The sequence below is a fragment of the Conexibacter sp. CPCC 206217 genome (assembly GCF_030646165.1).
Taxonomy (GTDB): domain Bacteria; phylum Actinomycetota; class Thermoleophilia; order Solirubrobacterales; family Solirubrobacteraceae; genus Conexibacter.
In genome coordinates this window covers 420473-433861 of sequence record NZ_JAUTDO010000005.1, presented here as the reverse complement: position 1 = coordinate 433861, position 13389 = coordinate 420473, and the positions used below count along the sequence as shown (strand labels likewise).

The following is a 13389-nucleotide window of genomic DNA, read 5'->3' as shown; positions in this document are numbered from 1 at the left end:
CCGGTGCGCCGGCGCTGCGAAGGGGTGAAGGACCGCCTAGAAGATGCCGGTGAGCGACGCGCCGGCCTTGCCGGCCAGCTCGAACAGCGGACCAGGGATCACGCCGAAGAACAGCACGGCGGCGGTCGCCAGCCAGGCGACGAACAGCATCTCGGGCTGCGCGCCCTCGACCAGCTCGTCGGCCTCCTGCGAGCCGCCGGCCATGATCGGCGGCGCGCCCGGAGCGGCGACGGCGGGCGCCGACGCGGTCGCGGCAGCGGCCTCCGGCTCGCCGATCCACATCGCCGCGATGACCTTCAGGTAGTACCCGAGCGAGATCATCGAGCCGATCACGAGCACGATCGCCAGCCACGCGTAGCCGCCGTCCACAAGCGCGTTTATCAAGTAGAACTTGCCGATGAAGCCGGCGGTCGCGGGGATGCCGGCGAGGCCGAGCAGCGCGATCGTCAGCGGCCATGCGAGCAGCGGCTGCGTCTTGCCGATCCCGGCCAGCGAGCTGACCTCGTCGCGCCAGATCGACGCCCGCTCGCGGGCGATCACGACCGAGAAGGCGGCGACGTTCATCGCCATGTAGACGACGAGGTAGAAGACCGTCGCCTTCGCGCCCAGCTGCGTGCCGACGACGACGCCGGACAGCAGGTAGCCGGCCTGCGCGACGCCGGAGTAGGCGAGCACGCGCTTGAGCGACGTCTGCGTCAGGGCGCCGACGTTGCCGACGATTATCGTGATCGCGGCGAGCGCGGCCAGCATCGGCCCCCACTGCGGCGAGATGATCGGCAGCGCGCCGTCGAACAGCCGCAGCAGCACGCCGAAGGCGGCGACCTTCGTCGCGACCGCCATGAACGCCGTGATCGGCGTCGGCGCGCCCTGGTACACGTCGGGCGTCCACTGGTGGAACGGCGCCACGGAGGCCTTGAAGGCGAGCCCGACGAGCGTCAGCGCGACGCCGGTGAGCAGCAGCATGTCCTCGCGGATCTCGGCGTTGGCGAGCGCTCTGTCGATCCCGGCGAAGTCGGTCGAGCCGGTCGCGCCGTAGATCAGCGCGAGGCCGTACAGCAGCGTCGCCGAGCCGACCGAGCCGATGATCAGGTACTTGAGGCCCGACTCGAGCGACCCCTCGCGGCGGAACTCGGCCGCGCAGAGGACGTAGAGCGGGATCGACAGCAGCTCGAAGGCGACGAACAGCGTGATCAGGTTCTGCGCCGCGACGAGCGTCAGCATCCCCAGCAGCGACAGCAGCAGCAGCGCGTAGTACTCGGCGTGGCCGGCGGTGTTGGCGGCGTGCGAGCGCCACGACATCAGCACGGCCGCGATGCCGGTGGCACCGAGGATGAAGTTGAGCGTCAGCGTCAGGTCGTCGATCGCCAGCGCGCCGGAGATGATCGACTTCGACTCGCCGAACTGCCAGACCGACAGGCCGATCGAGGCGGCGATCGCGATCAGCGCGATCACCGGCGTGACGTTGCGCGCGCTGCGGCCGAGGAAGATCCCGACCAGCAGCACGAGCACGCCGCCGCCTGCCAGCGCGATCAGCGGCGAGAGGCCGGCGAAGTCGATGTGCGGGGCTCTCGCGGCCGCCATCACGAGCGCGGAGGTCATGGCGTCTGCTCCTCGGACTGCTTGGTCGTCTGTTCAGCGGTCAGCTGGCCGGTCTTCGCCTGCACCTGCGCGACGCTCTGCTGCGTGCCCTGCTCGCTCTTCGTCAGGCCGAACTGGGGGTAGAGCGCGAGCGCCAGGATCACGGCGATCGACGGCACCAGCACGGCCAGATCGCGGAACGTCACCTCGCTGGAGTCGACGGTCGGGTTGACGCGGTTGTGCATCGCGCGGATGAACGCGCGCAGTGCGTAGACCGCGGCCAGCGCGACGCCGATCGAGGCGAAGAAGGCGAACGCGACCTTCGCTCTGAAGACGCCCAGCAGGATCAGGAACTCGCCGACGAAGTTGGCCGAGCCCGGCATCGCGAGCGTCGCGAGCGAGATGATCAGGAACAGCGTCGCGAGCACCGGGGCGCGGAACGCGATCCCGCCGAGGTCCTTGATCTCCTCCGAGCCGCCGGCGCGTGCGGCCAGCAGCCCGACGATGAAGAACAGCGGCACGGTCACGAGGCCGTGGTTGACCATCTGCAGCAGCGCGCCCTGGGCGCCGTCCTCGTTGAGGGCGAAGATCCCGAGCGTGATGAAGCCCATCTGCGCGACCGACGAGTAGGCGACGACCATGCGCACGTTCTGCGCCGAGAAGGCCATCACCGAGCCGTACAGGATCGAGCCGAGCGCGATCAGCAGCAGCAGCTCCTGGAAGTGCACGGAGGCGTCCGGGAAGACCGGCAGCACGATCCGCAGGAAGCCGTAGGCGGCGACCTTCGAGAGCACGCCGGAGAAGACCCCGAGCGCCGGCAGCGGCATCGCCTTGTACCCGTCGGGCAGCCAGGCGTGCAGCGGGAAGGCCGGCATCTTCACGAGGAAGGCGGCGGCGAAGCAGAGGAAGATCCAGTTCTGCGAGCCGTGCGAGAGCGGCAGCTGCTGCAGCGCGGAGATCGCGAACGTGATTCTGGTGTCGTGCTGCTGGGCGGCGAGCACGCCGGTCGCGATCGCGGCCACGAGCATCAGCAGCGAGCCGACGAGCGTGTAGATCACGAGCTTCTGCGTGGCCTTGACGCGCTGCTCGCGCGAGCCGTTGCCCCAGATCCCCGTCAGGAAGTAGAAGGGGATCAGCATCAGGTCGAAGAAGGCGACGAACAGGATCAGGTCCTGCGCGACGAACGCGCCGAGCACGGCCGTCTCCGCGATCCCGAGCCAGAAGAAGAACAGGCCGGGCCGCTCCCACTCGCGCATGTTGGCGAAGATCGTCGCGAGCGCGAACAGGAACGTCGCCATCAGCAGCAGCAGCAGGTTGAGGCCGTCGACGCCGAGCTTGTAGGTGATCCCCAGCTCGGAGATCCAGTTCTCGTCGGTGACGAACTGCAGGCCGTCGCCGGTCTTGTAGCGGACGACGAAGGAGATCGCGATCCCGAGCGTCGCGAGCGAGCCGAGCACAGCCAGCTTCGGCGCCACCTTCCCGCCGAGGACGACCCCGACGAGGGCGACGGCGAGCGGCAGCCAGATGAGGATTGAGAGGGTCATCAGCGGCGCCTCACGAGCTCGCGATCAGGAAGTACAGGACGACCGCGGCCCCGCCGAGCAGCAGCAGTGCGGCGTAGTAGCGCAGGAACCCGGTCTGCAGCGCACGGACGGCGGAGGAGCCCGCCTTCACGATGCCGGTCGCGCCGCCGACGAAGACGCCGTCGACGATCACCCGCTCGAACCACGTGCGCGCGAAGCTGCCCACAGCGCTCCACGGGCGCACGACGAGCAGGTCGATCAGCTCGTCGAAGTACCACTTGTGGAAGAGGAAGGTGTGCAGCCCCTTGAAGCGCGCCTGGATCGCCGCGGACGTGCCCGGCTTGCGGACCCAGATGTAGTGGGCAATCGCGATGCCGGTCAGCGCCACGACGGTGCCGAGGATCATGCCGAACCAGACGAGGCCGTCGCTCGGTTCGACGTGGAGGTACTTGGAGTCCTCGAAGGTCGGCTCCAGGAAGGTCGTGATCACGTGCGTGACCATCGGTATCTGCAGCACGCCGAGGAACGTCGCCCCGAGCGCGAGGATGCCCATCGCGACCTTCATCGGTATCTCGCGCTCGGCGACCACGTGCTCCGGGCCGGGGAAGCCGACGTCGGTGTCCTCGACCTCGCCGTTGGCCGGGTTGGTCGGCTGCTCGGCGTGTGCGATGTGGCCGTGCTCCAGCTCGACGGCCTCCGGGACCGGTCTGCCGAAGAAGGCGCGGAAGATCATCCGCCAGGTGTAGATGCCGGTCAGGAACGCGCCGACGTAGCCGACGACGTAGAGCGCGACGAACCAGCCGCCGCGGTCGCCGACGAAGGCGAGGATCTCGTCCTTGGAGAAGAAGCCCGAGAACGGCGGCACGCCCGACAGCGCGAGGCCGCCGACGACGAAGCAGCCGAACGTGAACGGCATCGATCTCTTGAAGCCCGACATCTTGTCGAGCGACTGCGAGCCGGCCATCGCGCCGATGATCGAGCCGGCCGCCATGAACAGCAGCGCCTTGAAGAAGGCGTGCGTCAGCAGGTGGAACATGCCCGCGGCGTAGGCGCCGGCGGAGACGCCCATGATCATGTAGCCGATCTGCGACATCGTCGAGTACGCGATCACGCGCTTGATGTCGGTCTGGACCAGCGCGATCGTGCCGGCGACGAACAGCGTCACTGCGCCGACGATCGCGCCGACGTTGGCGGCGGCGGGCGCGTGCTCGAACAGCGGGTGCATGCGCGAGATCAGGTAGACGCCCGCGGTCACCATCGTGGCGGCGTGGATCAGCGAGGAGACCGGGGTCGGGCCCTCCATCGCGTCCGGCAGCCAGGTGTGGAACGGGATCTGCGCGGACTTCGCGAAGGCGCCGACGAGCAGCAGCAGGCAGCCCGCGACGAGCGCGCCGTTGTGCGTCGCGAAGGCGCCGTCGTCGACCGCTCTGAACGTCCCGAGGAAGTCGAGCGTGCCGCTGTGGCGCAGGATGAAGAAGGTGCCGAGCACCAGCCCGACGTCGCCGACGACGTTGATCACGAACGCCTTGATGCCGGCTCTCGTGGCCGTCTCGCGACGGAACCAGAAGGAGATCAGCAGGTAGGACGCCGCGCCGACGAAGGCCCAGCCGACGATCAGCAGCATGAAGTTCGCCGCCGTCACCAGCACGAGCATCGAAAAGACGAAGAAGTTGAGGTACGCGAAGTAGCGCGCGTTGCCGCGGTCGCTCTTCATGTAGCTGATCGAGTAGAGGTGGATCAGCGTCGAGACGCCCGTGATCACGAGCATCATGAAGACCGACAGCGGGTCGATCAGGATCGACAGTCTCGCGTCGATCGAGCCGGTCACCGCGTAGTCCCACAGCGAGGAGACGAGCTGACGCTGGTCCTCGGGGTGGTCCTGCAGCGAGATCAGCGAGCCGACGGCGCAGACGAACGCGAGCAGGATCGCGAGCGTGCCGATCGCCCCGGCCGGGCCTCTGCCCAGCCGCTTGTGGCCGAGGCCGATGATGATCGTCCCCGCCAGCGGAAAGGCGAGGACGAGCCAGCCCCAGGTCGTAGTGCTCACCCTTGAAGCTCCTTCAGCTCATCCACGTCGATCGGCAGCTTGCGGCGGAAGATCGCGACGATCAGGCCGAGGCCGACGGCGACCTCGCAGGCGGCGACGACCATCACGATCAGCGCGAAGATCTGGCCGTCCGCGTTCCCGTGCATGCGCGAGAACGTGATCAGCGAGAGGTTCGCGGCGTTGAGCATCAGCTCCAGGCAGAGCAGGATCACGAGCGGGTTGCGCCGCGTGAGGACGCCGCCTGCGCCGATGCAGAATATGAGGGCCGAGACGACCAGGTACCAACCGAGGTCCATGGTCAGTCCTCGTCCTTCGGATTGCGAGTTCCACGACTGGCGTCATCGGCCGTGATGTCGGGGGAGCTCGCGTTGACAGGGTCAGGTGCGGCCGGGACCGGCTCGCGCTCCGGGGCAGGTCTCGGCGCGACGCGCGGCGGCTCCGGCGGCGCGTGCAGCGCGCCGACGGCCTCCGCCATCGTGCCGGAGAAGAGCGAGCGCGGCGTGATGTAGCGCGCTGCGTCGTACGGCTCGTCGTCGAGCGTGACGCCGCCGCTGCGGCGGCGCGCCAGCATCACGGCGCCGACGGCCGCGACCAGCAGCAGCAGCGAGGCGAGCTCGAACGGCAGCAGGAACTTCGTCAGCAGCGCCTCGCCGATCGACTCGGGCGTGCCGAAGCCGGGGACGTACGGCGCGCCCTTGCCGTCGATCGCCTTCAGGCCGGAGCCGAGGATCGCGATCGCCAGCTCGACGAACAACACGCCGACGAACATCGCCGAGACGTTGCGCAGGCGCAGGCCGCCGGGACCGAACGGGACCGTCCCGTCGCCGACGTAGGAGACGACGAAGACGTACAGCACCGTGACGGCACCGGCGTAGACGATCACCTGCGCGGCGGCGAGGAACTCGGCCCGCAGCAGCAGGAACAGCGCCGACAGCGAGATCAGGTGCCCGACGAGCGCGAGCACGCTGTAGAACGGGTTTCTGAGCGCGACGACGCCGATCGCGCCCGCGAGCGCGCCGATCGCCGCGATGAAGAAGATGACTGCGGACATCGCGGCCTACTCGTCCTCGGTCCGCAGCGGCGTGCGCTCGAGCGGCTCGGCGAGCAGCATCTCCTTGGTGAAGATGAGGTCGTCGCGGTTGTAGTCGGACATCTCGTAGTCGTGGCCCATCGTGATCGCGTCGAACGGGCACGCGACCTCGCAGTAGCCGCAGAAGATGCAACGCGAGAGGTTGATCTCGTAGACGGCGGCGTAGCGCTCGCCGGCCGAGACGCGGTGCTCGGGCGTGTTCTCGGCCGCGACGACGCGGATGCAGTCGGCCGGGCAGGCGGCCGCGCAGAGCGAGCAGCCGACGCACTTCTCGAGCTTCGAGTCCTCGAAGCGGTGCAGCTTGTGGCGCCCGCGGAAGCGCGGGTAGACCGGGACCTTCTCCTCCGGGTACTGGTAGACGATCGGTCTCTCCAGCATGCGGCCGAAGGTCGTCTTCAAACCGCGCAGCGTCTCGCCGAACGCACGGTAGGCGCCGCCGACGCCACCGGGCTCGGGAGCGCGCTGAACGGCGATGACGTCCTCGCCGGGGTTCCAGGCCATCAGTGAGTCACCACCACGATGATTGCGGTCACGAGCGCGTTGGCCGTGGCCAGGGGAAGCAGGATCTTCCAGCCGAGCGACATCAGCTGGTCGTAGCGGGGGCGGGGGAACGTCGTGCGCGCCCAGATGAAGAAGCAGACGATCAGGATCGTCTTGACGAGCACGACGATCGGGTCGACGAAGCGCGGCGGGTCGATCCCGAACGGCAGCATCCAGCCGCCGAAGAACATCGTCGCCGCGACCGCCGAGGCGATCACGAGGTTGAAGTACTCCGCCGCGTAGTAGGCGGCGAAGCGGCCGCCGCCGTACTCGGTCGAGTAGCCGCCGACCAGCTCGGCGTCGGCCTCGGTGAGGTCGAACGGCGGGCGGTTGGTCTCAGCGAAGGCGGCCAAGAGGAAGATCAGGAAGCCGATGAACTGCGGGACGATGTACCACATCCCGGACTGCGCCTCGACGATCCCGGTCAGCGACAGCGTGCCGGCCGTTATCACGACGCCGATCAGCGACAGACCCATCGAGACCTCGTAGGAGATCAGCTGGGCGGCGGAGCGCATCGCGCCGAGGAAGGAGTACTTCGAGCCCGAGGCCCAGCCGCCGAGCATCAGCCCGTAGACCGACAGCGCGGAGAAGGCGAACAGGAAGAGGATCCCGATCGAGACGTCGACGCCGTAGAGGCCGACCTTCTCGCCGAAGATGTTGACCGTGTCGCCGAACGGGATGATCGCCAGCGAGGCGGCCGCGCAGACCATCGAGATCGCGGGCGCGACGGCGAACAGGAAGCCGACCGACGTTCTCGGGCGGAACTGCTGCTTGAACAGCAGCTTGCCGATGTCGGCCATCGGCTGCAGCGCGCCGAACGGGCCGACGCGGTTGGGGCCGTAGCGCATCTGCATGCGGCCCATCAGCTTGCGGTCGAGCATCAGCGACAGCGGCACGAGCGTGAAGCCGACGAGGAAGATGATCACTGCCTTGAGGATCTGGATCCACCATGGCTCGGCGAACCCGACCTCGGCGAAGGTGATCGGCAGGTTCATGCGGGACGGACCTCCACGAGCCGGGGCTCCTCGCCCAGCAGCTCGGTCGCGGACTGCTCGGCTGTCGCCTCGGCGAGGAAGATCGTGCCGGCGGGGATGTTGCCGCGCACGAAGACATGGGCGAGCACGCTCGCGTCCCCGGCGCTGACGGAGACCTTCTCGCCGTTCTCGAGGCCCAGCCGCTCCGCGTCGATCGGCGACAGCTCGGCCTGCTGCTTGGCGGCGAGGAACTTCAGCGCGGGCGAGACCTCGACCTCGGGGTTGGCCCAGATCGAGCGGTAGGTGCCGAGGCGCAGCGCGCCGTTCGGTCTCAGCGCGTCCAGCGGAACGCCGCTCTCGAACGGGCCTGCCGGCGCGGCGGGCGCCTGCGCGACCGCGTCGCGCTCCTGCCAGCGCACGCCCTTGCCGCCGATCTCCTCCAGCGTCAGGCCGGCGTAGAACGGGACCGCGGCGACGACCTGTCTGGTCACCATCGGGCCGGTCAGCGCCTCGACGTCGAGCCCGACGCGCTTGGCGACGTCGGCGAGCACCTGCCACTCGGCGCGGACCGAGCCGGGCCGGCCGATCGCGGGGCGCAGGCGCTGGACGCGGCCGTCGAGGTTGACGATCGTGCCCTCCTTCTCGGCGTAGGACTCGGCCGGGAAGACGACGGTCGCGTTCGCGCGCAGCGCGTCGCTCAGCAGCGAGGCGTGCGCGACGACGCCCTCGGCGTCGGCGAGCGCGCGCTCCCAGAGGCGGCGGTCGGCGTAGTCGCGGACGGGGTCGGCGTGCAGCAGGTAGAGCGTCTCGATCTCGCCGCTGACGGCCGCGGCGGCGATCTCGCGCGCGCTCTTGCCGGGCTTGGCGGCGGCAGTGAGGCCGGGGCCGGCGTTGCTCTGGACGCCGACCTCGCGCAGGCCGCGACCGTTGCCGCCGACCGGAACCTCCAGCAGGCCGGCACCGGCGACGTCCGCCAGTCGCAGCGTCGCGGCGACGTTCAGCAGCGACGCAAGCGGCGCGCTGCCGAGCCGCTGGCTCCAGAGGATCACGACGTCCTCGCCGCCGTCCTGCAGCATCGTCGCGAGCGCGGCGATCGCCTTCGGGTCGGCGTCGGCCTTGTCGCACAGCTCCTGGACGCCCTCGGCGCCGCTCAGCTGGGCCTCCAGTGCCGCGAGGAACGCGTGCTCGGCGCCCGGCGCGTAGCGCAGCCACAGTCTGGCGTTGGGATCGAGCGCGCTCGGGCGGCTGGTCGCGACCGCCAGCTTGACTCTGTTGCGGCGCACGCCCTTGCGGATCCGCAGGTCGAGCGCGGCGACGTCGTCGATCGGGTCGGTCCCCAGCACCAGCACGGTGTGGGCGAACTCGAGGTCCGGGATCGTCGCCTGCAGCGCGGGCGCGGCAAGCGCCTGCTGCGTCGCGACGTCGACCGGCGGCAGGCCGGCGCGCGCGTCGAGGTGCGGCGAGCCGAGCCCCTCGCGCAGCAGCCGCTGCAGCAGGAAGCCCTCTTCGTTGGTGGTCGTGCCGCCGGCGACGGCGCCGACCTTGGCGCCGGCCTGCGTCAGCACGGCGGCGGCGGCGTCGAGCGCGTACTCCCACGTGGCGGGAGCGAGCTCGCCGCTCTGCGGGTCGCGCACGAGCGGCTCGACGACGCGCTCCTCGGAGTGGATCGCCTGGTAGGCGAAGCGGCCCTTGTCGCACAGCCAGCCGTCGTCGACGCCCTCGTGGTCACGCGCGAGCACGCGCAGGACGCGCTCGTCGCGGACGGTGAACTCGACGTTGCACTGCGCCGGGCAGTGGGTGCAGACAGAGCCGGAGCCCTCGATGTCCCACGGCCGCGCGCGGAAGCGGTACGCGCGCGAGGTGAGCGCGCCGACCGGGCACAGCTCGATGATGTTGCCGCTGAACGGCGCGACGTACGGATGCCCGTCGAACGTGCCGACGAACGAGGAGGCGCCGCGCTCGTTGAGGATCAGCTGGTAGTCCTCGCTGACCTCCTGCGAGAAGCGCACGCAGCGGTAGCAGAGGATGCAGCGCTCGCGGTCGATCGCGATCAGCGGCGACAGCTCCAGCGGCTTCTTGAAGTGGCGCTTGGGCTCGACCATCCGCGAGACGCCGCGGCCCCAGCCGAAGGTGATGTCCTGCAGCGGGCACTCGCCGCCCTTGTCGCAGACGGGGCAGTCGAGCGGGTGGTTGACGAGCAGGAACTCGACGACCGAGTTCTGCGCCTCTCTCACGCGCGCGGTCTGCGTGTGAACGACCATGCCGTCCTTGACCGGCGTCGAGCAGGCGGTCTGCAGCTTCGGTATCCCCTCCACCTCGACGAGGCACATGCGGCAGGCGCCGACGGGGTTGCCGAGCTTCGGCTCGTAACAGAAGACGGGGATCTCGACGTCGCCGTACTTGGCGCCGTCGACCAGCATCACGCCCGACGGCGCGCTGACCTCGCGGCCGTCGATCGAGAACGTGACGAACTGTCTCTCGGGGCGAGGCATCAGGCGGCGGCTCCGGCGATCGCGACTTCCGGCGTGGCGGGCGCCGCGCCGAGGCCGGCGCGCTCGCGCGCCTCCTCCATGTACTGCTCGAACTCGCCGCGGAACTTCGCGACCATCGAGGCGAGCGGCATCGCCATCGCGTCGCCCAGCACGCACAAGCAGTTGCCCATGATCTGGTCCTGCACGGAGGCGATGATGTCGAGGTCCATCGGGGTGCCCTCGCCGCCGTGGATGCGCTGGAGCATCTTGACGGTCCAGTTCGTGCCCTCGCGGCACGGCGTGCACTTGCCGCACGACTCGTGTCTGTAGAACTTCGCCAGCGTCAGCGCGACGTCGACGACCGAGTTGCTGTCGTCGACGACGATGATCGCGCCGGAGCCGAGCATCGAGCCGGCCTTCGCCATCGAGTCGAAGTCGTAGCCGAGGTCGAGGTCCTCGGGCAGCAGCACCGGCGAGGACGATCCGCCCGGGAACCAGAACTTGACCTCGCGGCCCGGCTCCGGGCCGCCGGCGAGCCCGTAGATGATGTCGCGCGACTTCATCCCCAGCTCGATCTCGTAGTTGCCCGGTCTCTGGACGTTGCCGGAGATCGAGATCAGCTTCGTGCCGGCGGAGTTCTCGACGCCGAGCTTGGCGTACTCGGTGCCGGTCATCCGCATGATCGCCGGGACCGTCGCCAGCGTCTCGACGTTGTTGATCAGCGTCGGGCCCTGGTAGAGGCCCTGGTTGGCCGGGAACGGCGGCTTCAGGCGCGGGTTGCCGCGCTTGCCCTCGAGCGAGTCGAGCAGGCCGGTCTCCTCGCCGCAGATGTAGGCGCCGGCGCCGCGGTGCAGCACGAGCGTCTGCGAGTGACCCGAGCCGAGGATGTCCTCGCCCAGGTAGCCGGCCTCGCGCGCCTCGATCAGCGCCGCCTCGAGCTTCATCGCCTGCAGCTCGTACTCGCCGCGGATGTAGATGAAGGAGCGGTTGGCGCCGGCGGCGTAGGCCGCGATGATCATGCCTTCGATCAGCATGTGCGGCGTCTTCTGCATCAGCTCGCGGTCCTTGAAGGTCCCCGGCTCGGACTCGTCCGCGTTGCAGACGAGGTACTTGTCCATCGCGCCTCTGGGCAGGAACGAGACCTTCTTGCCCATCGCGAAGCCGGCCCCGCCGCGACCGCGCAGGCCGGAGTCGAGCAGGTTCTGGAGAACCTCCTCGGGCGTCATTCTGAGCGCCTTCTCGAGCGACTGGTAGCCGCCGCGGCGCTTGTAGACCTCGAGCGTGTCGAGGCCGGGCTCGTCGATCCGGTCGAACAGGAGCTTGTCACTCATGGCCAGTGTCCTTCGCTGCGGGGTCGGCGCAGGGGCGCCGGGAAAGCTGCTTCTCGGGCAGCACCTCGCGGCCCTCTCTGAGGTCCGCGATCAGCTGCGCCGCGTCGGCGAGTTCGAGCGGGCCGACGAACTCGCCGTTGACCGACGCCATCGGCGCGATGTCGCAGGCGCCGAGGCACTCGAAGCCGCGCACGTTGAAGTCGGGATCGTCGCCGGCCGCCTCCTTGACGGCGGCGAGCATCTCCTGGCCGCCGCGCAGCGAGCAGGAGATGTTCGTGCAGACGTAGACGCGCTGACGGCCGACCGGCGTCGTCTCGAACATGTCGTAGAACGTCGCGACTGCCGTCACGTAGCCGGGCGTCAATCGCATCACGCAGGCGACCTGTTCCAGCGCCTCGGGCGAGCACCAGCCGTGCACGGCCTGGGCGGCGTGCAACGCGGGGATCGTCGCGGAGCGGAAGTCGGGGTACTTCGCCATCGCGGCTTCGATCTCGGCCCGCAGCTCGGCCGGGACCGGCGTCGTCGCGGGGTCCGGAACCGTCGCCGGGTCCTTGCCGAGATCGACGGCGTCGTCCCAGCCAGGGATGCGCGAGCCGTGGCCGTAGCGAGCCACGGCTGAGGGCTGCTCGGACATCAGCGGTCCACTCCTCCGAGGATGGGGTCGATCATCGCCAGCGACACGACGAGGTCGGCGATGTACGAGTCGCGTGTCGCCGCGGCGGTCATCTGCAGGTTCACGAACGAGGGGTCGCGCATGTGCACGCGCGCCGGCTTGGAGGAGCCGTCGGAGCGCACGAAGCAGCCCAGCTCGCCGCGCGGCGACTCGATCGGGTGGTAGACCTCGCCCGGCGGCACGCGGAAGCCCTCGGTGACGAGCTTGAAGTGGTGGATCAGCGCCTCCATCGAGGTCGCCAGCTCGTGCCGCGGCGGCAGCGCGACCTTGCGGTCCTCGGTGATGAAGGGACCCTCGGGGAGGCCGTCGAGCGCCTGGTCGATGATGTCGCAGGACTCGAGCATCTCGGCGTGGCGGACGCGGTAGCGATCGTAGTTGTCGCCCTCGGTGCCGACCGGGATCTTGAATCTGAAGTCTTCGTAGGAGGAGTACGGCGCGGCCTTGCGCAGATCCCACGGGTTGCCGGTCGCGCGCAGCAGCGGGCCGGTCACGCCGAGGTCGAGCAGCGTTCTCTCGTCGACGACGCCGGTGTGGCGCATCCGCTGCAGGAAGATCTCGTTTCTGTCCAGCAGCGCCGCGTACTGGTGCGAGCGCTCGCGCATCGTCTTGGTGAATCTGCGCACGCGCTGGACCCAGCCGGAGGGGATGTCCTCTATGACGCCGCCGACCTGGAAGTAGCGCGTGTGCATGCGCTGGCCGGAGGACATCTCGAACAGGTCGAGGACCTGCTCGCGCTCGCGGAAGCAGTACCACCACATGCCGATCGCACCGAGGTCGATGCAGCTGGTGCCGAGCCAGACGAGGTGGGACATGATCCGGTTCAGCTCCATGTGGATCACACGGAGGTACTGCGCGCGCTTGGGGACGTCGATCTCCAGCAGCTGCTCCACCGCACCGCAGTAGGCGTACGCGTTGAAGTAGTAGGAGAGGTAGTCCATCCGCTCGACGACGGGGATGACCTTCCAGTAGGCCTTCTGCTCGGCCGTCTTCTCGATGCCGGTGTGGACGTAGCCGATGATCGGCTTGATGTCGCGCACGACCTCGCCCTCGAGCGTGAGGATCAGGCGCAGCACACCGTGCGTGGACGGGTGGTGCGGGCCCATGTTGATCGTCATCAGCTCCGACTGCGTGCCCATCCCTGCGGCTTCGGCGGAGTAGGAGA

Annotated in this window: 11 protein-coding genes; all 11 read right to left on the bottom strand. The window is 69.2% G+C overall.

The genetic code is table 11. The features are described 5' to 3' along the window. Positions 1-36: 36 nt before the first annotated feature. From Q7L65_RS16125 to nuoD, 11 genes are read right to left on the bottom strand one after another with little or no spacing between them, the layout of a single operon-like run. Positions 37-1599, bottom strand: a complete 1563-nt coding sequence (locus tag Q7L65_RS16125; protein WP_304722521.1) for an NADH-quinone oxidoreductase subunit N — start codon at positions 1597-1599, stop codon at positions 37-39. After that, positions 1596-3122 carry a NuoM family protein gene (locus tag Q7L65_RS16120; protein WP_304722519.1) on the bottom strand — a complete coding sequence of 509 codons (1527 nt, stop codon included), beginning with the start codon at positions 3120-3122 and terminating at the stop codon, positions 1596-1598. Before Q7L65_RS16120 ends, Q7L65_RS16125 begins: the two co-directional genes overlap by 4 nt. Positions 3123-3132: 10 nt before the next feature. Next, positions 3133-5148, bottom strand: coding sequence for an NADH-quinone oxidoreductase subunit L (gene nuoL, locus Q7L65_RS16115; protein ID WP_304722517.1), 2016 nt, complete (start codon positions 5146-5148; stop codon positions 3133-3135). Further along, entirely contained in the window at positions 5145-5444 is a 300-nt protein-coding gene (gene nuoK, locus Q7L65_RS16110; protein WP_304722515.1) for an NADH-quinone oxidoreductase subunit NuoK, read from the bottom strand. The genes nuoL and nuoK overlap by 4 nt, the downstream gene beginning before the upstream one ends. Before the next feature lie 2 nt (positions 5445-5446). Next, positions 5447-6199 (bottom strand): NADH-quinone oxidoreductase subunit J, encoded by a 753-nt coding sequence (locus Q7L65_RS16105; protein ID WP_304722513.1) that lies wholly within the window; start codon positions 6197-6199, stop codon positions 5447-5449. A gap of 6 nt (positions 6200-6205) precedes the next feature. Then, complete coding sequence (nuoI, locus tag Q7L65_RS16100; protein ID WP_304722511.1) at positions 6206-6739, bottom strand: NADH-quinone oxidoreductase subunit NuoI; 534 nt, start codon at positions 6737-6739, stop codon at positions 6206-6208. Next, positions 6739-7773 carry an NADH-quinone oxidoreductase subunit NuoH gene (nuoH, locus tag Q7L65_RS16095; protein ID WP_304722509.1) on the bottom strand — a complete coding sequence of 345 codons (1035 nt, stop codon included), beginning with the start codon at positions 7771-7773 and terminating at the stop codon, positions 6739-6741. Before nuoH ends, nuoI begins: the two co-directional genes overlap by 1 nt. Beyond that, on the bottom strand, positions 7770-10244 hold the full coding sequence (nuoG, locus tag Q7L65_RS16090; RefSeq protein WP_304722507.1) for an NADH-quinone oxidoreductase subunit NuoG: 2475 nt from the start codon (positions 10242-10244) through the stop codon (positions 7770-7772). Before nuoG ends, nuoH begins: the two co-directional genes overlap by 4 nt. After that, the gene (gene nuoF / locus Q7L65_RS16085; RefSeq protein ID WP_304722505.1) at positions 10244-11554 is read right to left on the bottom strand and encodes an NADH-quinone oxidoreductase subunit NuoF; all 1311 of its coding nucleotides are present in this window, start codon (positions 11552-11554) and stop codon (positions 10244-10246) included. Before nuoF ends, nuoG begins: the two co-directional genes overlap by 1 nt. Next, positions 11547-12188, bottom strand: coding sequence for an NAD(P)H-dependent oxidoreductase subunit E (locus tag Q7L65_RS16080; protein WP_304722504.1), 642 nt, complete (start codon positions 12186-12188; stop codon positions 11547-11549). The genes nuoF and Q7L65_RS16080 overlap by 8 nt, the downstream gene beginning before the upstream one ends. Next, on the bottom strand, positions 12188-13363 hold the full coding sequence (gene nuoD, locus Q7L65_RS16075) for an NADH dehydrogenase (quinone) subunit D (protein ID WP_370552581.1): 1176 nt from the start codon (positions 13361-13363) through the stop codon (positions 12188-12190). The genes Q7L65_RS16080 and nuoD overlap by 1 nt, the downstream gene beginning before the upstream one ends. Positions 13364-13389: the final 26 nt, after the last annotated feature.

Excerpts from the sequence above, each read along its gene's own strand:
- Q7L65_RS16125 (WP_304722521.1), bottom strand. The coding sequence starts at position 1,599 with ATGACCTCCGCGCTCGTGATGGCGGCCGCGAGAGCCCCGCACATCGAC.
- Q7L65_RS16120 (WP_304722519.1), bottom strand. The coding sequence starts at position 3,122 with ATGACCCTCTCAATCCTCATCTGGCTGCCGCTCGCCGTCGCCCTCGTC.
- nuoK (WP_304722515.1), bottom strand. The coding sequence starts at position 5,444 with ATGGACCTCGGTTGGTACCTGGTCGTCTCGGCCCTCATATTCTGCATC.
- Q7L65_RS16105 (WP_304722513.1), bottom strand. The coding sequence starts at position 6,199 with ATGTCCGCAGTCATCTTCTTCATCGCGGCGATCGGCGCGCTCGCGGGC.
- nuoI (WP_304722511.1), bottom strand. The coding sequence starts at position 6,739 with ATGGCCTGGAACCCCGGCGAGGACGTCATCGCCGTTCAGCGCGCTCCC.
- nuoH (WP_304722509.1), bottom strand. The coding sequence starts at position 7,773 with ATGAACCTGCCGATCACCTTCGCCGAGGTCGGGTTCGCCGAGCCATGG.
- nuoG (WP_304722507.1), bottom strand. The coding sequence starts at position 10,244 with ATGCCTCGCCCCGAGAGACAGTTCGTCACGTTCTCGATCGACGGCCGC.
- nuoF (WP_304722505.1), bottom strand. The coding sequence starts at position 11,554 with ATGAGTGACAAGCTCCTGTTCGACCGGATCGACGAGCCCGGCCTCGAC.
- Q7L65_RS16080 (WP_304722504.1), bottom strand. The coding sequence starts at position 12,188 with ATGTCCGAGCAGCCCTCAGCCGTGGCTCGCTACGGCCACGGCTCGCGC.
- nuoD (WP_370552581.1), bottom strand. The coding sequence starts at position 13,363 with ATGGGCACGCAGTCGGAGCTGATGACGATCAACATGGGCCCGCACCAC.